The following is an 18,591-nucleotide window of genomic DNA, read 5'->3' on the forward strand; positions in this document are numbered from 1 at the left end:
CCCATATACCACCCTAATCCTTGAAATTAATGAAGTGCGAAGAGAATATAATGACGCTTGAGAGAATGGATCGAGTCGAGATACCCGTATTGGCACTGCGTGATGTGGTCGTATACCCTCATATGGTGATCCCGCTATTTGTAGGCAGAGAAAAATCAATAAAATGCCTCGAAGCCGCGATGGAAAATGACAAGCAAATTTTTTTAGTGGCACAAAAAGAGGCATCTATTGATGATCCCGACACTGATGATATTTATCAGGTCGGTACTGTCGCCACTGTCTTGCAATTACTAAAGCTGCCTGACGGTACTGTCAAAGTACTGGTAGAAGGTACTCAGCGAGCGAAAATTGAAAAGTTTCTGGTAACCGACGACTACTTTTTAGCAGAAGCACAGTTTATTGCCTCTGAAAACATCGAAGGCCCGGAGCAGGATATCTTTATTCGCAGTGCCATTAGTCAGTTTGAAGGGTATGTAAAACTCAACAAGAAGATCCCGCCAGAAGTACTGACTTCCGTTTCCGGCATTGATGAAACGGCACGTCTTGCTGATACTATGGCGGCCCACATGCCAATAAAAGTGCCAGAAAAACAAAAAGTATTGGAACTTTACAATGTCACTGACCGCCTAGAGTATCTGATGGCACTAATGGAAGGTGAGATTGACCTGCTTCAGGTTGAGAAGAAAATCCGTTCGCGCGTTAAAAAGCAAATGGAAAAGTCTCAACGTGAGTATTATCTCAATGAACAAATGAAAGCCATCCAGAAAGAGCTGGGTGAGCTCGATGATGTGCCAGACGAGTTTGAAGCATTGAAAAAACGCATTGCTGAAGCTCAGATGCCCAAAGAAGCGGAAGAAAAAGCGACCTCGGAGCTGAACAAGCTTAAGATGATGTCGCCCATGTCTGCTGAGGCGACTGTGGTACGCTCCTATATTGACACTTTGATAGGTGTGCCGTGGAAAAAGCGCTCTAAGGTCAAAAAAGATCTTGCGAATGCGCAAAAAATCCTCGACGCCGACCATTATGGACTTGAGAAAGTTAAAGAGCGAATTATCGAATATTTGGCGGTTCAACAGCGCACCAACAAGCTGAAAGGGCCCATTTTGTGTTTGGTCGGTCCGCCAGGGGTAGGTAAAACCAGCTTGGGACAATCGATTGCTCGTTCAACGGGACGTAAATATGTACGCATGGCATTGGGTGGCGTGCGAGATGAGGCTGAGATCCGTGGTCACAGACGTACTTACATCGGTTCAATGCCAGGTAAGCTCATCCAGAGCATGACCAAAGTGGGTGTAAAGAATCCGCTGTTCTTGCTAGACGAAATCGACAAAATGTCTTCTGACATGCGAGGCGACCCTGCTTCAGCGCTACTCGAAGTGCTGGATCCAGAACAAAACAGTAGCTTTGCCGATCATTATCTCGAAGTAGAGTACGATTTGTCTGATGTAATGTTTGTGGCGACCTCCAACAGCTTCAACATTCCAGGTCCTTTACTTGACAGGATGGAGGTGATCCGCCTTTCTGGCTATACCGAAGATGAAAAGCTCAACATCTCTAAGCAGCACCTTATCCCGAAACAAATTAAACGTAATGGGTTGAAGGAACACGAAATTGAGATTGAAGATAGTGCCATTATTGATACTATCCGCTACTACACGCGTGAAGCAGGCGTACGTAACCTAGAGCGTGAAATGTCCAAACTATGCCGTAAAGCGGTTAAGAGTATTCTGCTAAGTAAGTCTAAGGACAAAGTGGTGATCAATGCCGACAATCTGGAGAGCTATCTGGGTGTTCAGCGCTTTGATTACGGTAAGGCAGAAGATGGCGACCGCGTTGGTTTAGTGACTGGTTTGGCGTGGACAGAAGTGGGTGGTGATTTACTGACAATCGAGTGTGCGGCGGTACCTGGTAAAGGTAAGCTTGCTTACACGGGCTCTTTGGGCGATGTAATGCAAGAGTCGATTCAGGCTGCAACGACGGTGGTACGTAATCGCGCTGAAAAGCTCAGAATTAATGATGATTTTTACGAGAAGCGTGATATCCATGTGCATGTGCCAGAAGGGGCGACGCCCAAAGATGGCCCCAGTGCCGGTATCGCCATGGTGACAGCCCTGGTCTCAAGCCTCACAGGCAACCCCGTACGTAGCGATGTGGCTATGACCGGGGAAATCACGTTACGTGGTGAAGTTTTACCAATCGGTGGATTAAAAGAAAAACTGTTAGCTGCACATCGAGGTGGCATCAAAACTGTTGTTATCCCTAAAAAGAACGAGCGCGACCTCAAAGAGATCCCGCAAAATGTTCTGGAAGGTCTTGAAATTCATCCGGTGAGCTGGATTGATGACGTTTTATCGCTGGCACTTGCTCATCCGGTAGACAGTTTTACCATTGAGTCGCAAAAGTCGGCCGAGTAAAGCAGAAAAAGTACATAAAAGTGCGTAAAAAGGGTTTTCAAATCTAAATGGTATGCTAACTTAAGCACTGTATTTAGCCTGGTAGCTCACAAACCCCCGTAGTTACTAGGCTTTGAGACATTAGATGAAATAGAGAGTCGTCAGATCTCTCTGAGTTAACTACAAAAGTGATGTTAGTGGTAAGCCCTCATCGCTCTTGATAATAACAATGTAAGAGGATGATATTGTGAATAAATCTCAATTAATCGATCAAATCGCAGCTGATGCTGATATTTCTAAAGCGGCTGCTGGTCGTGCTCTGGATTCATTCATTGAGTCAGTAACTGGTGCGCTAAAAGATGGTGACTCAGTTGCCCTAGTTGGTTTTGGTACTTTCTCAGTACGCGAGCGTGCAGCACGTACTGGTCGTAACCCACAAACTGGCGCCGCAATCGAAATCGCTGCAGCTAACATCCCTTCTTTCAAAGCCGGTAAAGCTCTGAAAGACGCGGTAAACTAAGCAGATTCAGCTCAATCTGTCGAACTACCTATGTTAAGATAGTGTAATTAGACGAGATAAGCTTCAAGATAAAAAGCGTATCTGCTAAGATACGCTTTTTTTATACCATCTGGATGATGCCGCAATTGGCTTGCTCCATTGTGGACTGAGCTAATCATACTGAAGTGTAAGTGGCTTGCCGACAGGTCGCGTGAATATGCTTGCAATCGCAGCACTTATCCATATAAATAGGTACAGAGACAAGACAGGTGCTGATGTGCCATGCACAACAGACCTGGATATGCGATAAACCCAAAGTACTGAACATGCTTTGACTTAGATAAGAGATAGAATAAATGCTAGAAAAGATTAGAGAGGGCTCACAAGGCCTGGCAGCCAAAATTATTCTTGGTGTAGTGATCTTGTCTTTTGCGTTGGCAGGGATCGGTGGTTACCTAGGTCAAACCACAGAGCAGGCCGTAGCAGAAGTCAATGGGGTAAAGATCACACAAATGGAATTCTCACGCGCCTTTGAAAATGAACGTGCACGTCTGGAGCGTCAGTTTGGTGAGTATTTTACGCAAATCTCTGCTGATCCAGCATACATGGCTCAGGTCCGCAGTGGGGTCGTTGACCGTCTGGTACAACAAGAATTACAAAACCAGTTAGCGATAGAGCTGGGACTCAGAGTGAGCGATGATCAAGTAAAGCAGGCAATTTTTGAGCTGCCTTACTTCCAGCTTGGTGGTGAGTTCAGTAACGACAGATATCTACAGCTGATCCGTCAGATGAACTTCCAACCGGATACATTCCGCGAATACATGCGTGAAGAAATGACCCGCAATCAATTGGTTTCTGCCGTGGCTGGTTCCGATTTTGTGCTGGATAACGAGCTTAAGCACACTTTGGCATTGCAACAGCAGACCCGTGACATTGACTACATGACGCTGAGCAAAGATACAGTGAAGCAAGACGTGGTAGTTACTGAAGAAGAGATTTCAGACTACTATCAGCTGAATCAAGAGCAATTCCAGGCTCCTGAGCAGATTGCATTGCAGTATCTTGAACTGAAATCAGACGATATTACATTGGAAAAGCCGATCTCTGACGAAGAGGTACGTGCTTACTATGAAGAAAACCAGGCGCAGTACCTGGAAGAAGAGCGTCGTCGTGTGGCGCACATTCTGATTGAAAATGCAGAAGACGCAGATGCGGCGAAACAAAAAGCGGAATCTCTTTACCAGCAGTTGCAAGGTGGAAAAGACTTTGCTGAGCTTGCATCTACCGAGTCCGATGACATTGCGTCTGCGGAAGTGGGCGGTGATCTGGATTGGATCGAGCGCGACATGATGGAGCCTGAGTTTGAAGAGGCTGCATTTGCACTGGCAAACGTCGGTGATATTTCTCCGGTAGTTGAAACTGAATTTGGTTTCCATATCATTAAGCTGACGGACCTTCAGGCTCAGCAGTCTAAAGCATTCGAAGATGTTGCAGCAGACTTAAGAGCGGAGTTGGAAAGCACTGCGAAGGCAAATGCGTTTTATGAAAAACAATCTCAAATTGCTGAGGTAGCCTTTGAAGTGGCCGATTCTCTTGAAGATGCAGCAGCTGTGGCTGACATTGAACTTAAAAGCACTGAGCTGGTATCGCGCATGGCGTTGCCTGCACCGCTTAACGACCCGACAATTGCTAATGCCATTTTTACTCCGGAATTGATTGAAGACCGAGTAAATTCAGAAGTATTAGAAGCGGGTAATGAGCACATCGTTGTGGTGCGTGTACTAGAGCACAAGCCTGCAACAGTTAAACCACTGGAAGATGTGACTGCACAGATCAAAACGCGTCTTGAGAATGAAAAGGCTTCTGAGCTTATTAAAGAGAAAGCGAAAACTTTATTTGCACAACTTGAAGGCGGCAAAGCACTGAGCGATATCGCAGCAGCAGAGTCTGCTGAGGTTAAAAGTGAAGCTGCGCTGAAGAGACAAAGCTTTGCGGTTGCTCCTGAGATTGTCCAGCAGGCGTTTAAACTGGCTCACCCAGAGAGTGATAAGACACTACCTGCTTTAGTTGAGCTAAATAGCGGTGACGCAGCACTGTTAGTATTGAAAGGTGTAACTACCACGGCAGTAACAGGTGAGGTTGAGCCACAACAGAAACAGAACATCACTATGTCAGTCGTGAATAAGAACTTCCTGGCATTATTGAATGCGCTGGAGTCTGACGCTGATGTGGTGCGTCCGACGCTTCAGTTCAGCGACGAAGTTCAGTAATTCACTGTATTGAATAAAAAACGCCGGTATTGTCCGGCGTTTTTTTATGTCTGGATAATGCGTTAGTTGGTATTATACTGCCAGAAGCTTCTGCATAACTTTAGATTTGGGCGCGCGAAAAATAGACTCGCTCTGGCCATACTCAACGCTTTTACCTCGGCTCAGGACGAGTAGTTTGTCACTCATATGGCGCACCAGACTCAGGTGGTGGGTAATCAAAATGTAGCTGAGCCCGGAATCACGTTGTAATTGTAGCAGCAGGTTCACAGTCTGAGCACGTACTGAAGGGTCGAGCGATGACAGTGCTTCATCCAGTACCACGACTTTAGGGTCCAGGATTAATGCCCGGGCGAGTGCGACCCGCTGTAATTGTCCGCCACTGAACATATGTGGGTAATAATCATAGTGCTCAGAGAGCAACCCGACTCGAGATAGTGTGGCAACTATTTTTTTGTCACGCTGGTGTTTGGTGAGCTGCGTGTTTAATCTCAGACAGTCGTCCAGCATATCGCCAATGGTCAGACCCGGGTTAAGCGAGCGAGTGGGGTCCTGAAAGATAAGACGAATATGACGACAATCATGATTTTGATGGCCATTGTCTTCAATCATTTCACCGTTGAGCAAGATCTGCCCTGAGTCTGCGTGTTCGGCACCTGCCAGAACGCGGGCCAGAGTGCTTTTTCCAGACCCTGTTTCGCCAATCACAGCCAGTGTTTCACCGGGGGCAACTGCGAAGGAAACGTCTTTAAGCACTTTGACGCGCTTTCTTCGGAACAGACCTGCGCGCGTGTTAAAAGTCTTATTCAGTGATTGCACTTTTAACACGGGTTGCATTTTTTCTTCTCCTGAAGCAACGGAAAGTGGCAGGCATAGGCATGGCCGTGCGACTTAACCTGATCCGGTGTAACGACACACTCACGCTGTGCTTGCGGGCAACGAGGGCCCAGCCGGCAACCTATTGGTAAGTGCTGTAACGGTGGTATTGTGCCTTTAAGTGCAAAGAATGATGCTTTGTGGCCAATTCCGTGAGCATAGTCAGGCAGTGATTTCACCAGTGCTTGTGTATAGGGATGGTAAGGGTGGCAAAACACTTTCGTTGTGGGTCCCGCTTCGACCATCTGGCCACAATAGAGCACATGCATAGCATGAGACCAGTCGGCGATTTCTTCCAGCTCATGAGTGATCATCAAAATTGACATATTTTTAAGCTGGTTGAGGCTTTTCAATAAACGGAAAACCTGCGCCCGGGTCGTGGTTTCGAGTGCTGTAGTCGGCTCGTCTGCAATTAACAGTTTGGGACTTCTTGCAATGGCCATGGCAATCATCACCTTCTGGCAGACACCTTCTGAAAGCTCATGAGGGTAGCTGCTCGACACGCGACGGTGATCCCGGATCCCGACTTTGTGCAGTAAGGCTTTTACTTTTTCTTTGCGCTCATTGCGGCGACTAAAAAAGCCGCCTTTAAAACAGCTATCGGGCAGTGACTCTGCCACTTGCTCAAAAATCTTGGCGGTCGGGTCCAGACTCCGGCTTGGCTCCTGATAGATCATGGCAATATCCCGGCTCACCAGCTTACGGCGTTTTTCCGGGCTCAAGCGCATCAGATCTACCCCCTGCCAGTGCATGCGGTCAGCGGTAACGCGCCAGCGGTTGTTTAAAACCCCAACGATGGCTTTTGCTATCAAGCTTTTGCCAGACCCGGATTCACCCACCAGGGCATGCACCTCACCCTCCTTAAGACTTAGGCTAACCCGGTCTACAGCGCGGATCACGCCATTGTCAGTGGGTAATTCGATGGTGAGGTTTTTGATATCAAGTAATTGCATTAATCTGCCTTTCTCGCCTGCAATGCGTCGCGTAGCCCGTCACCGACAAGGTTAGTCGCAAGCACGGATAAAAACAACAGCGCGCCGGGCAGGCCCACGGTCCATGGAGCCAGATAGATCAACCCCAGGTTTTCCGCCAACATCGCTCCCCATTCAGTGGTGGGGGGTTGAGCACCGAGTTTTAAAAAGCCCAGGGCCGCGATATCCAGAATGGCAGTCGACAGAGCTAAGGTGAAAATAACCACGATATGTTCATAGATATTGGGTAGTACACCACGCATAATTAATTGCCAGCGGCTTGCACCATCCAGTCTGAACGCGCTGATATAATCCTTATTAAGCTCTTCAACCACCAGGTTTCGGATAGAATGAATATACTGAGGGAGCAACGCGAAGATAATCGCCCATACAGTGTTAAACAGACCAGGACCTAAAATGGCGATAATGATAATGGCCAGTAGCAGCGACGGGATGGCCAGGGTAATATCCAGTAGGTGGTTGAGCAAGCTAGACTTAAAACCCTGACTACACCCAGCTAACGTGCCCAGCACTACCCCCATCAGAGTGGTTAACAGTGCCGCGACGATTGACAAGCCAAAGGTGTAAGTGGCACCTCGCATCAGGCGAGACAAAACGTCACGTCCCAAATCATCTGTACCCAGAATAAAGTTAACATTCCCCTCATCGTGCCAGGAAGGGGGAAGCAATAAGGCATCGGCATGCTGCTGATCGATACCATAAGGGGCTAACAAAGGAGCCAACAGGGCGAGCAGCGTCAACGCAATAAATAGCCACAGCCCAACCAATGCCGGGTGGTTCGCTTTAAACTTACGCCACAGCCGGGATAATGGAGAGCGGTTAGACTCTTCTGTAAAGAGGTTAAACTTTGCCATGGGCCTGATTCCTGGCTAGCGGGTCAAGGAGTGTGTGGATCACATCTGCCAGCATATTCGCGAAAATAACAAAAAAGGAGACTGCCAGCAGACCCCCCTGAATTGCAGGATAGTCGCGCTGATAAATACTCTCTATCATCCAGCGACCGATCCCCGGCCAGGAAAATATCACTTCTGTAACCATGGCCAGCGTGATCAGCGTACTAAATTGCAGCCCTATTTGCTTGATCACTGGTAATAAGGCGTTGCGCAGCGCGTGGTCAAGGATCAACTGCCGACGGTTAAGGCCTTTAGCCCGTGCCGTTTTAATATAGTTTTGTTCCAGTACGGTTAGCATGGAGTCTCGGGTAAAGCGAACAAGCACTGTAGTTGGGTACATGGCTAATACGACTGTAGGCAGCGTCAAGTGGTGCAGTGCATCTGCAAAGGCCTGTCCACCATAGGGGAAGTCATGCAGCCAAATATCCAATAAAATAAAATTAGTGACGGGCGGGATCTCGTACAGCAGACCAATACGACCCGACATAGGAAACCAGCCAAAACTGAGACAAAAAATCATGATCAGTAACAGTGCCAACCAGAAGACTGGTATTGAAAAACCAAGTAAAGTCAGTGAGCTGATCACTTTATCTGGCCACTTGTTGTGATACGCACTGGCAATCACTCCCGCAGGGATACCAAGGCATAGTGCGACAATCAATGCGTATACACAAAGTTCTATGGTGGCCGGAAATAGCTGTTTTACATGGCCGAATACTTCCTGACCAGAGGATAAGGATAATCCCCAGTCCCCCTGAAAGAGGCGGAGCAGAAAGGCCTGATACTGGACCAGAAGGCCGTCATCGATATGGTATTTTTGCTGTAAAATTTGTGTCTGGCTAAAATTGGTACTCAGTTCTCCGCTGAAGTTGGTGAGCAGATCTCCAGGGAACAGATAATTCAGTGCAAAGGTAAACGCGGTAAGTGCAAACAGCATGAATAGCAACAGGCTGAGACGACGAAATAAAAAGTCTGCAAACATAATCAGTTTTTCCTCGCGTTAGCCAAAGAAATACCACCAAAAGGACGTAGCTCTATGCCCATCACACTGGTGTTACTTGCCTGAAAACGCATGCCGTGAGCAATCGGTACAACGGGCAGTTCTGCAATTAACATTTGCTGAGCTTGCTGATAAAACTGTTTACGCTGTTGCAGATCACTGGTATCAAGTGCCTGAGTGAGTAATAGGTCAAACTCCGGGTTACACCAGTTTGCGGGGTTTTTGCCACTGAATGTTGCTGTGCAGCTTAACAAAGGGCTGAAAAAGTTGTCCGGATCTGGCGTATCAGCGGCCCAGCCGAGCAATACACTGTCGTGTTCGTGTCGGCCAACTCGCTCCAGGAAGGTGTTCCACTCGTACTCAACTATGGTCGCACGGATCCCTATTTCGCGCAGGTCACTTTGAATAAGCTCGGCCATTTTTCGTGCATTAGGGTTATAAATTCGAGAAACCGGCATGGCCCACAAATCCATTTCAAAGCCATCTGGATACCCTGCCTGTGTCAAAAACTCCCGGGCGCGCTCCGGGTCATAGCTGGGCATTGCCTGAGTCTGAAAGGCCCAGGATGAAGGCGGTAAAATGGAGCGAGCCTGGATCCCGTTGCCGTAGAATACCGCTTTCATGATTTTCTGAAAATCGATGCTGTGTGCCAACGCCTTACGCACCAGAACGTTATCAAAAGGAGGCTTTTCGGTATTAAAGGCCCAGTAGCCTACATTCAGGTTGACGGCCTTATCGACTCGGATGTCTTTGCGCGCCGCCAGAGTTTCCAGCTGAGTGGCGCTGGGGTGCGCGGTAATGTCACACTCTTTGGTCAGCATTTTGGCAATACGGCTGGTGTTATTGGTGGTGATGTCATACACCAGCTGATCCATGGCCAGGTCATGTTTCCAGTAACCCGGATGTTTGTGGTAACGGATTAGGTTATCGCGCAAAAAGCCCTTGTATTTGTAGGGGCCGGTGCCCACAGGTAACGCGTCGAAATCCTGTTTTCGCTCTTGTGCTACCAGCTGCATGGCGTACTCCTGCGACAGGATCACCGCAAAGTCGGTGGCGATGTTGGATAAAAAGCTACTTTCACTGCTGAATAGTTCGAATCTTACTGTGTAGTCGTCTACTTTGACTATTTGGCGAATAAGCTGATCCATGCCCACACTTTGAAAATAGGGATAATTCGCATCACCCACAAAATGGAATGGATTGTAGACATCGAACAGACGGTTAAACGAAAACACCACGTCATCGGCAGTCATAGTGCGGGTCGGGGTAAAATAGTCTGTAGTGTGAAAAGTAACGTCTTTGCGCAGCGTAAAGGTGATTTGCTTACCGTCTTCACTGATCTCCCAGCCGGTTGCCAGCTCAGGGCGAAACTCTGCAGTGAGCGGATCTATGCTGATCAGGGTGTTGTATAGCTGGTTAGCAATAATATCTATGGTTGAACCTGTTGTGGTGACCTGCGGATTAAACGACACCGGGTTGGCTTCGGCGCAATAGACGATCCCCTGGATCTTGCGTTGGGCCTGTGCAGTGTTGTCACTGCAGCCTGCGAGCAGCGCACTTAGCAGGGCTGTGACGGGGAATAGCCAGTATTTAGCTATGTACCGACACTGTTGCCGGACGCAGGTCGCCCGGGTGGAGGAGGTATCAGTTGCTCTGTTAGCCACGGCTAAGCCTCTTGTTGCGAGTCCAGTAGGTTGTACTTCTTCAGATAACCACGCAGCTGATGATAGGTCAGCCCCAGATTCTGAGCGGTTTTTTTCTGGTTAAACTGGCTATGCTCCAGCGCATTGCGCAGCAGGTCAATTTCAAATTCATTAGAGAGCGACTTCAGGTCGCACGGAAATGAGCAAGCAGACGGTTTGGCCTGCGGCGTTTCTGTCATGGTGATGGGGGCTGTAGTAGTTGCCTGAGCCGGCATTTCCGCGGCTTTTTTTATTCTTTGAGTGGGTCTGTAGGGGCTGGCAAACGGGTCGAATACAATCTGGTGTACGGCCAATTGCTCGCTGCCATGACGATATAAACTGCGCTCCACCACGTTCTTAAGTTCACGAATGTTACCCGGCCAGGCATAGTCGAGCAGCATTTCTGTGGCGCTGCGGGTAAAGCCACTGAATAAAGACCAGCCTAAATCGCGGGCCATGTTAATCGCAAAATGTTCAGCTAACAGCAGGATGTCTTCTTTGCGCTCACGCAGGGGCGGCAATGTAATAACGTCAAAAGCTAAACGGTCGAGCAAGTCATGGCGAAACTCGCCATTCTCAGCAAGGGTCGGTAAGTCTTCGTTGGTGGCGCAGACAAGTCGGGTGTCTACTTTGACCGTTTGTTTCCCGCCAACTCGCTCAAATTCGCCATACTCTATGACCCGCAGGAGTTTTTCCTGCACCATGGCCGAGGTATTAGCCAGCTCATCAAGGAACAGGGTGCCGCCGTTGGCACGCTCAAAACGACCTTCATGCCGTTTACTGGCGCCGGTGAATGCGCCACTTTCGTGACCAAATAGTTCGCTTTCCAGCAGGTTTTCGTTCAGTGCAGCACAGTTGAGCTTGACATAATTCTGGTCCCATCGCTCGGATAAATAGTGTAAACGGGCCGCGATTAACTCTTTACCGGTTCCCCGCTCACCGATGATCAGTACCGGCTTTTCCAGCGGAGCAAGCTGAGATACCTGATCCAAGACAGCAAGGAAGCTATCCGACTGGCCGAGTAAATTATCCTGTTGGCGAAACTGACTCATATTGCCTAACTCTTAGTATTTTTGACTAACATCTAGTGTATTTTAAAAAAAGATGAAGCGAAAGTATTTTTCTATTATTATAACTTGTTGATTTTAATAAATTAAATTTATCGAAAAGTTGGCAAGCTAATTGATATATCTAATCAGCAAACTAAATTACTAACCAAAGAGGTAATAGATTATGGGAATCTTTTCACGTTTTGCTGATATTGTTAATTCTAATATCAATGCGATTCTGGATAAAGCGGAAGATCCAGAAAAAATGGTCCGTTTGATCATTCAGGAAATGGAAGACACCTTAGTGGAAGTGCGCTCGACGTCGGCAAAAACGCTGGCAGAGAAAAAGGAGCTGGAGCGTCGCGTTGAGCAGTTACGTACTCAGGCAGATGACTGGCAGCAAAAAGCAGAACTGGCACTGACTAAAGACCGTGAAGACCTGGCACGTGCGGCCTTGCTTGAAAAGCAAAAAGCCACCGATGCGGCAGACAGCGTGACACAAGAGCTGGCACATGTTGAGTCGCATATTGAGAAGCTGCAACAGGAAGTCACCACTTTGCAGGAAAAGTTGGCTGATGCCAAAGCGCGTCAAAAAGCCATTGTATTACGCCAGCGCTCAGCCGAGTCTCGTCTGGATGTTAAGAAGGCACTGGATAGCAGTAAAGTCGAAGATGCCCTGAATCGCTTTGAGCGCTATGAGAGCAAAATCGATGGTCTGGAATCTCAGGTTGAGTCTTACGATTTAGGCAAAAAATCACTGGCAGATGAAATTGCCGATCTGCAAAAGAATGAGAAGGTGGATGACGAACTTGCGGCATTGAAGAAAAAATTAGCCGATAAGTGAATTTGACTGCACCTGCTGTTAAGGTAGGTGCAATAATGAAAAGAACAACGTGCCCAGGTTAGACAGGAGAGGAATATGTTTGATGCAGAGATTTTAGTCGCCCCGATCATCATCTTTATGATTGTTGTGGCACCGCTATGGTTGATCCTGCACTATCGTAGCAAAAAGCAGGTCAGTCAGGGGCTGAGCGAGCACGAACACCGCCAGCTGGTAGAGTTGGCACACAAAGCAGAGAAAATGGCGCAACGCGTTGAAACGCTGGAGGCCCTGCTTGATCAAGAGTCACCAGAGTGGAGACGCAAAGTATGAGTAAACGTAGACGAGAATTATACCGTGACCCGAAAAGGGGCAAGTTAGCGGGCGTGTGTGCGGGGCTGAGCGACTACTTTGATATGGAGCTATGGCTGGTCAGGATCTTGTTTGTAACTGCGGTGCTGTTATCCGGTGGGCCACTGTTTATTGTAGTCTACGTTGCCTGTTGGTTTATTCTTGATAAAAAAGCAGAGACACCACAGGCGCCAGGCGCGGACAGCAACTACTCAAGCAAAGACGAAGATCCCGTGTCGGTAAAGTTTAAAGTCTGGCAAAAAGGCGAGCCGCCACGCCAGGCGCTGTTTGACCTGAAAGAGCGTTTAACGCGCCTCGACGGTCGCATCCAGCACATGGAAACGTATGTGACGTCGAGCGAATACACGGTAAAACGCGAAATTAACAAACTCTAGTAACAGACAGATACGCAAAGGGGCGCTGCCCTGGGGTCGGCAGCCTTGCCACCTTTGCTAAAAAATAAGGAATGTGTGCCTTTATGAGTGTATCGGGCCTGACTGCCAGGGCGCTGAAAAAATTACAGCAAACTACCCACAAAACTCTCTCCCGGAGTCTGGACAGACATGTGAAACTGGCTGTAACCGGGTTCAGTGGTAGTGGAAAAACGGCCTTCATCACAGCTTTGGTTAAACACCTAACCACTCAGGCTACGGCGCAAAACCTGCCTTTTTTGGAAGTGGTGCGGGAGCAGCGCCTGATAGCCTGCAAACAGGTGCCACAGAGTGCGCTGGATATTCCCAGCTTTGAATACCACAATGCGGTCAGCCATTTATTAGCAAACCCTCCCAGCTGGCCGCCTTCAACACAGCGGATCAATACACTTACACTGGCGTTGAAATTTCGATCCGTAAAAGGTGTCAGGCAGCATCTGAGCGAAACTCATACCGTCTATCTTGAGTTGATTGATTATCCGGGTGAATGGTTAATGGATTTACCTATGCTCAACCAAAGTTTTGCCCAATGGAGCGAGCAACAGCTCAAGCGGCTGGCGCAACCCGATTATGCGCAAGTAAGTGCGCCTTTCTTGCAGCAGCTTGCACAGTTTGATGCTCATGCAGTGGTTAACGAAAGCGAGCTGGCGGCAATGGCAAGCGTTTACGCGGATGTCCTGAAACAGCTCAAGGCTCAGACCCGGCTGGCGCAGCTGCAGCCCGGGCGTATGCTGATCCCCGGAGAGCTCGATGGTGCGCCGATTTTACAGTTTTTTCCATTAGCCGTTTCTGATAATACTGCTGAGCAAAGCCAATATCATCACCTGGAGCAGCGCTTTGAAGCCTATAAAAAGCAAGTGATCACACCTTTTTATCGAGAACATTTTTGCCGCTTTGACCGCCAGCTGGTACTGGTGGACCTGCTCAGTGCGCTCAATGATGGCCATACCACATTGACGGAAACTCAGAGTGCATTAAGTGACACGCTGGCAATGTTTCGCCATGGTAAAAGTGGACTCTTGTCACGGTTGTTTCGTCCCAGTATCGATAAGGTGTTATTTGCGGCTAATAAATGTGACAGTGTGGCGCTGGCCGATCAGGATAAGCTGACGCGCTTATTGCATTCTTTGCTCTTACCCAGCGAAAACGAATTAAAATTTTCAGGCGTGGAAATCGATACTATGGCTATTTCGTCGGTGAAAAGCACGCAGCCGAAGCAGGTGACCGAGCAGGGTAAAACCTTGTCCTGTGTTTATGGCAAACCAGTCGGTGAATCGAATTATATCAGCTATCTGCCGCCGATCCCGCCAGAACATCTGCCTGGTACACAGCAATGGCCCAAACAGGGATATGCGTTTTTGTCCTTTGAGCCTTTCCCTGCCTACCAGGGGCAAATTGAGCATATCCGTCTCGACCATGTATTACAGTTTTTATTGGGAGATAAACTTCAATGAGTGAGCCAGCCCAGTCATATCGTGGACGACGAGTTCAGGTTGAAGCAGATCCCGAGACTCTTCACTCAACGGCTGCGCCAGAGGCCGAACAACAGGCCCGGCGTATCGAACAAAGCGCTGAGCAGGAGGGTGTAGATACATCACCTGCACCTGATCAGACTTTTGATACTCAGTTGCCGTCACTTTCCATGGAGCCTGTAACACAAGTCTCCAGATCTGGATTGACCTGGCGCAAACTGTTATTGCTGGGATTGGCTGTTCTGATCCCGGTAGAAATGGCCCTGACATTGCTGGATGCGTTAAGCCGAAGCTGGGTGTTGGCCGCGCTATATGGGTTTGTGATTGTGAGTGCACTGGTTGTACTGTGCAAATTCTGCTGGTCTGAAGTCCGCGCCCTTGGCAGATTAAAAAAGCTTGAACAACAACGCGCCGGGGCACAAAGGTTGTTAAGTAGCAACCAAATTGGAGAGGCACAGAGCTGGTTAAAGCCGCTTCTGAAGCAACATGATCAGCAACAGGTCAGCCAGTTCATGGCGACCATACAACCTCATTTTACCGATCGGGAAGTACTGGCACTGTACGACAAAACCTTACTGCAGGATGTAGATGAGCGCGCCCGAGCGCTGATAGCACAGTTTGCCAGTACGTCTGCCTTGATGGTGGCAATCAGTCCTATGGCCATCACGGATATGATGGCCGTGTTGTGGAGGGGGGTTGTTTTGATAGAAAAGATCAGCCAGCTGTATGGAATTAAACTGGGTTATCGCAGCCGCATTGAACTTTATCGTTTGCTGCTCAAGCAGATCGTTTTTGTCGGGGCCAGTGAGTTACTGAGCGATCTGGCGGCTACCAGCCTGGGTGCCGAATTACTGGGTAAACTGTCGGCGCGCTCTGCACAGGGGCTCAGCGCAGGGGTTTTCACAGCGCGACTGGGATATAAAGCGATGGCTTTATGTCGACCAATTCCCGCTAGTGCGCCTGCCTCCGGCTACTTATCGCAGACGGCACGTAAACTGGCGAACCTGTTGATCCGTCAGTCTACCAACAGATCGGATGAGACAGTTCAAAAATAGTGTGTGACCACTCACTTTTATTCTTTTTCTTGATTTAATTGGGTTTTTACTTATACCCATTCTCCTTTTGACAACTTATGTGTACACCCGGGTTAATTTAACCGGCCCGGGTTAGCCATCTGCGCGTCCGGCACGCTTGTACATTGCAGTGTCATGGAATATCTAATTGGTATTCGTCCGAATAACAAAAATAGGCAAGCAATGAAGAAGTTACATGATCAGACCAATTGTATTCATGGTCCACACCACTTTGAAGATCCACATGGTGCCCTGACAGCACCTCTGTATCAGAGTTCGACGTTCAAGTTTAAGGATGCGGCACAAGGCGCTGCGCGTTTTGCTGGCGAAGAAGCCGGTTATATCTATACGCGTCTTGGTAACCCGACCACCCGTGAGCTGGAAGAAAAGGTGGCCCAGCTTGAAGAGATGGAAGATGCTGCCGCTACAGCGACAGGCATGGGTGCAGTATCAGCCTCTGTATTGAGCTTTTTACAGCAGGGTGATCATCTGATTGCATCCAAAGCCTTGTATGGGTGTAGCTTTGCTTTATTTGCGCATATGTTACCTAAGTTCGGCATCGAGGTGACTTTTGTCGACATGACGGACCCGCAAGCACTGGCCGATGCGCTGCAGCCTAACAGTAAGATGTTGTTTGCTGAAACACCGATCAATCCCAATATGACGGTACTGGATTTAGCCATGCTGGGACAGTTTGCTCAGCAACACAAGTTGATCAGTGTGGTCGACAACACCTTTATGACGCCATTACTGCAAAAGCCCAAACACTTTGGTATCGATATCGTGATCCACAGTGCGACCAAGTACCTCAATGGTCACGGTGACGTCGTAGCCGGCATTGTCTGTGGCAGTGCTGAGCACATAGAAACAATCAAGCTCACCGTACTAAAAGACATCGGCGCGACTATCAGCCCACACGATGCCTGGCTTATTAACCGAGGACTTAAAACCTTACATGTACGCGTTGCAAGACACTGTGAAAATGCACAAAAAGTGGCCGAGTTTCTCGATAACCATCCAAAGGTGGATACGGTTTACTACCCTGGCTTGCCATCTCATCCTGGCTACCGTTTCCTTGGAGAGCAGATGAAAGGTGCCGGTGGCGTGATTGCATTTGAAATCAAAGGCGGGGTTAGTGAAGGTGAAAAGTTCATTAATGCGACTGAGCTGTGTACCCTGGCGGTGAGCTTGGGTGACCCAGAAACACTGATCCAGCATCCGGCATCGATGACCCACTCTCCTTACACACCTGAGGAGCGTCAGGCTGCGGGGATCTCTGATGGCCTGATCCGCATTTCTGTCGGACTTGAGGCGGTCGAAGATATCATCGAAGACCTGGAAAATGCATTTTCATGTATATAAATGTTTACATAAAGGTGCTCTGTATGGCTTGTTTTATATGGGGTGTGATTTTTTGTGTTCACTTGTGTAATTTTAAGTGTACAAAATAAGCCTTTCTGGCCGGGCCGATTTCGGGCCTGGCTATTAAACTTTTCCTCACTTTTACATAGTATCCGGATAACACTTTGACGCGTTGTTTTTGTTTAAATACGACGCAATACCAAGAAGGTTACTATGGCTAAATCGAGTAAATACACGTCTAAACAGCCCAACGAGCAGGGCCTGATCGAATGGACAGAAGAAGAAAACCAGATCTGGTCTGAATTGGTTGCCAGACAGCTTGAATGTATCAAAGGTAAAGCGTGTGATGAGTATCTCGAAGGCCTGCGTAAAATCAATTTACCTCACGATCGTATCCCGCAGCTGCATGAGCTGAACGAAGCACTCGAGCGTGAGACTGGCTGGCAAGTAGCGCCAGTACCTGCACTGATCGATTTTGATGAGTTCTTCCGCCTGCTAGCTAACAAGCAGTTTCCGGTTGCAACCTTTATCCGTAGTCGAGAGGAATTTGATTATCTGCAGGAGCCAGATATTTTCCACGAAATTTTTGGTCACTGTGCCATGCTGACTAACCCCGCGTTTGCTGAATTTACTCACAAGTACGGCCAGCTCGGTTATGCGGCTGAGAAGAAAGACCGCGTATACCTGGCGCGTCTGTACTGGTTTACCGTTGAATTTGGTTTGATGCAAACCGAAGAAGGTCTGCGTATCTATGGCGGTGGGATACTGTCCAGCCCAGGGGAAACTCAGTACGTATATAGTGGTGAACCAGAGATCAATCCTCTAGAGGTACTGGATGTACTGCGTACACCATACCGAATTGATATTATGCAGCCTTTGTACTACACCATTAACGCCATTGATGATTTGTTTGATATCTCTCAAATGGATATCATGGCGCAAGTACGTAAGGCCAAAGAACTGGGTCTGTTCGAACCTAAGTTTCCACCTAAAAACAAACTAGCAAGTTAAGGATTTATTGATGTCTGATTTAAGTGCACAAAAATGTGAAGCGTGTCGTGCGGATGCGCCTAAAGTGTCAGATGCCGAATTAGCTGAACTGATCAAGCTGATCCCGGATTGGGTGCCAGAAGTACGTGATGGCATTATGCAGCTTGAGCGTGTTTACAAGTTTAAGAACTTCAAGCAAGCCATCGCATTTACCAACAAAGTGGGTGATATGGCGGAAGATGAAGGTCATCACCCGGGTCTGTTGACTGAGTGGGGCAAAGTAACAGTAACTTGGTGGAGCCATTCTATCAAAGGTCTGCACAAAAACGACTTTATCTGTGCAGCTAAAACAGACGAGATTTTTGCCGCACTATAAATGTCGGGCAACATAAAAAAGGCGCATCAGCGCCTTTTTTAATGCCTGTTACTCACCCAAACGGC

At 48.2% G+C, this 18,591-nt stretch carries 17 protein-coding genes; 11 read left to right on the forward strand and 6 right to left on the reverse strand.

What is annotated here, in order from left to right; all coding sequences use genetic code 11:
- The first annotated feature begins 50 nt into the window (after nt 1–50).
- The 3 genes from lon (at nt 51) to ELR70_RS09565 (ending at nt 5,162) form a co-directional block, all read left to right on the forward strand.
- Nucleotides 51–2,414: an endopeptidase La gene (gene lon, locus ELR70_RS09555; protein ID WP_054017320.1), complete on the forward strand. Its 2,364-nt coding sequence runs from the start codon at nt 51–53 to the stop codon at nt 2,412–2,414.
- Nucleotides 2,415–2,640: 226 nt separating this feature from the next.
- Nucleotides 2,641–2,913 carry a nucleoid-associated protein HU-beta gene (gene hupB, locus ELR70_RS09560; protein WP_010386462.1) on the forward strand — a complete coding sequence of 91 codons (273 nt, stop codon included), beginning with the start codon at nt 2,641–2,643 and terminating at the stop codon, nt 2,911–2,913.
- A 335-nt stretch (nt 2,914–3,248) separates the two neighbouring features.
- A complete protein-coding gene (locus ELR70_RS09565) occupies nt 3,249–5,162 on the forward strand; it encodes a SurA N-terminal domain-containing protein (protein ID WP_054017321.1) in 1,914 nt (637 codons plus the stop codon).
- A 72-nt stretch (nt 5,163–5,234) separates the two neighbouring features.
- On the opposite strand, the gene ELR70_RS09570 is transcribed toward ELR70_RS09565, so the two are convergent.
- The 6 genes from ELR70_RS09570 to pspF all read right to left on the reverse strand — a co-directional run bounded on the left by ELR70_RS09570 (nt 5,235) and on the right by pspF (nt 11,654).
- Nucleotides 5,235–5,996 (reverse strand): ABC transporter ATP-binding protein, encoded by a 762-nt coding sequence (locus tag ELR70_RS09570; RefSeq protein WP_054017322.1) that lies wholly within the window; start codon nt 5,994–5,996, stop codon nt 5,235–5,237.
- Entirely contained in the window at nt 5,981–6,988 is a 1,008-nt protein-coding gene (locus ELR70_RS09575) for an oligopeptide/dipeptide ABC transporter ATP-binding protein (protein ID WP_054017323.1), read from the reverse strand. The genes ELR70_RS09570 and ELR70_RS09575 overlap by 16 nt, the downstream gene beginning before the upstream one ends.
- Complete coding sequence (locus ELR70_RS09580) at nt 6,988–7,881, reverse strand: ABC transporter permease subunit (protein ID WP_054017324.1); 894 nt, start codon at nt 7,879–7,881, stop codon at nt 6,988–6,990. The genes ELR70_RS09575 and ELR70_RS09580 overlap by 1 nt, the downstream gene beginning before the upstream one ends.
- Nucleotides 7,868–8,902, reverse strand: coding sequence for an ABC transporter permease subunit (locus tag ELR70_RS09585; RefSeq protein WP_054017325.1), 1,035 nt, complete (start codon nt 8,900–8,902; stop codon nt 7,868–7,870). Before ELR70_RS09585 ends, ELR70_RS09580 begins: the two co-directional genes overlap by 14 nt.
- A 2-nt stretch (nt 8,903–8,904) precedes the next feature.
- On the reverse strand, nt 8,905–10,485 hold the full coding sequence (locus tag ELR70_RS09590) for an ABC transporter substrate-binding protein (RefSeq protein WP_054017352.1): 1,581 nt from the start codon (nt 10,483–10,485) through the stop codon (nt 8,905–8,907).
- A 101-nt stretch (nt 10,486–10,586) separates the two neighbouring features.
- On the reverse strand, nt 10,587–11,654 hold the full coding sequence (gene pspF, locus ELR70_RS09595) for a phage shock protein operon transcriptional activator (RefSeq protein WP_054017326.1): 1,068 nt from the start codon (nt 11,652–11,654) through the stop codon (nt 10,587–10,589).
- A gap of 181 nt (nt 11,655–11,835) precedes the next feature.
- Between pspF and pspA the strand changes: the two genes are divergently transcribed.
- The 8 genes from pspA to ELR70_RS09635 all read left to right on the forward strand — a co-directional run bounded on the left by pspA (nt 11,836) and on the right by ELR70_RS09635 (nt 18,526).
- Entirely contained in the window at nt 11,836–12,495 is a 660-nt protein-coding gene (gene pspA / locus ELR70_RS09600) for a phage shock protein PspA (protein ID WP_054017327.1), read from the forward strand.
- A 75-nt stretch (nt 12,496–12,570) separates the two neighbouring features.
- Nucleotides 12,571–12,804, forward strand: coding sequence for an envelope stress response membrane protein PspB (pspB, locus tag ELR70_RS09605; RefSeq protein WP_010386732.1), 234 nt, complete (start codon nt 12,571–12,573; stop codon nt 12,802–12,804).
- The gene (gene pspC / locus ELR70_RS09610) at nt 12,801–13,217 is read left to right on the forward strand and encodes an envelope stress response membrane protein PspC (RefSeq protein WP_054017328.1); all 417 of its coding nucleotides are present in this window, start codon (nt 12,801–12,803) and stop codon (nt 13,215–13,217) included. Before pspB ends, pspC begins: the two co-directional genes overlap by 4 nt.
- Before the next feature lie 83 nt (nt 13,218–13,300).
- Entirely contained in the window at nt 13,301–14,707 is a 1,407-nt protein-coding gene (locus ELR70_RS09615; protein WP_054017329.1) for a YcjX family protein, read from the forward strand.
- On the forward strand, nt 14,704–15,780 hold the full coding sequence (locus ELR70_RS09620; protein WP_054017330.1) for a TIGR01620 family protein: 1,077 nt from the start codon (nt 14,704–14,706) through the stop codon (nt 15,778–15,780). Before ELR70_RS09615 ends, ELR70_RS09620 begins: the two co-directional genes overlap by 4 nt.
- A gap of 201 nt (nt 15,781–15,981) precedes the next feature.
- Complete coding sequence (locus tag ELR70_RS09625; protein WP_054017331.1) at nt 15,982–17,160, forward strand: aminotransferase class I/II-fold pyridoxal phosphate-dependent enzyme; 1,179 nt, start codon at nt 15,982–15,984, stop codon at nt 17,158–17,160.
- Between the two features lie 213 nt (nt 17,161–17,373).
- The gene (phhA, locus tag ELR70_RS09630; RefSeq protein ID WP_054017332.1) at nt 17,374–18,171 is read left to right on the forward strand and encodes a phenylalanine 4-monooxygenase; all 798 of its coding nucleotides are present in this window, start codon (nt 17,374–17,376) and stop codon (nt 18,169–18,171) included.
- A gap of 10 nt (nt 18,172–18,181) precedes the next feature.
- Nucleotides 18,182–18,526: a 4a-hydroxytetrahydrobiopterin dehydratase gene (locus tag ELR70_RS09635; protein ID WP_010386740.1), complete on the forward strand. Its 345-nt coding sequence runs from the start codon at nt 18,182–18,184 to the stop codon at nt 18,524–18,526.
- The last annotated feature ends 65 nt before the right edge of the window (nt 18,527–18,591 follow it).

Origin of the sequence: Pseudoalteromonas sp. R3 (genome assembly GCF_004014715.1) — a bacterium.
Lineage (GTDB): Bacteria > Pseudomonadota > Gammaproteobacteria > Enterobacterales > Alteromonadaceae > Pseudoalteromonas.

Excerpts from the sequence above, each read along its gene's own strand:
- ELR70_RS09580 (WP_054017324.1), bottom strand. The coding sequence starts at position 7,881 with ATGGCAAAGTTTAACCTCTTTACAGAAGAGTCTAACCGCTCTCCATTA.
- ELR70_RS09635 (WP_010386740.1), top strand. The coding sequence starts at position 18,182 with ATGTCTGATTTAAGTGCACAAAAATGTGAAGCGTGTCGTGCGGATGCG.
- lon (WP_054017320.1), top strand. The coding sequence starts at position 51 with ATGACGCTTGAGAGAATGGATCGAGTCGAGATACCCGTATTGGCACTG.
- pspA (WP_054017327.1), top strand. The coding sequence starts at position 11,836 with ATGGGAATCTTTTCACGTTTTGCTGATATTGTTAATTCTAATATCAAT.
- ELR70_RS09615 (WP_054017329.1), top strand. The coding sequence starts at position 13,301 with ATGAGTGTATCGGGCCTGACTGCCAGGGCGCTGAAAAAATTACAGCAA.
- ELR70_RS09585 (WP_054017325.1), bottom strand. The coding sequence starts at position 8,902 with ATGTTTGCAGACTTTTTATTTCGTCGTCTCAGCCTGTTGCTATTCATG.
- phhA (WP_054017332.1), top strand. The coding sequence starts at position 17,374 with ATGGCTAAATCGAGTAAATACACGTCTAAACAGCCCAACGAGCAGGGC.
- ELR70_RS09565 (WP_054017321.1), top strand. The coding sequence starts at position 3,249 with ATGCTAGAAAAGATTAGAGAGGGCTCACAAGGCCTGGCAGCCAAAATT.
- ELR70_RS09570 (WP_054017322.1), bottom strand. The coding sequence starts at position 5,996 with ATGCAACCCGTGTTAAAAGTGCAATCACTGAATAAGACTTTTAACACG.
- pspF (WP_054017326.1), bottom strand. The coding sequence starts at position 11,654 with ATGAGTCAGTTTCGCCAACAGGATAATTTACTCGGCCAGTCGGATAGC.
- pspB (WP_010386732.1), top strand. The coding sequence starts at position 12,571 with ATGTTTGATGCAGAGATTTTAGTCGCCCCGATCATCATCTTTATGATT.
- pspC (WP_054017328.1), top strand. The coding sequence starts at position 12,801 with ATGAGTAAACGTAGACGAGAATTATACCGTGACCCGAAAAGGGGCAAG.
- ELR70_RS09575 (WP_054017323.1), bottom strand. The coding sequence starts at position 6,988 with ATGCAATTACTTGATATCAAAAACCTCACCATCGAATTACCCACTGAC.
- ELR70_RS09620 (WP_054017330.1), top strand. The coding sequence starts at position 14,704 with ATGAGTGAGCCAGCCCAGTCATATCGTGGACGACGAGTTCAGGTTGAA.
- ELR70_RS09625 (WP_054017331.1), top strand. The coding sequence starts at position 15,982 with ATGAAGAAGTTACATGATCAGACCAATTGTATTCATGGTCCACACCAC.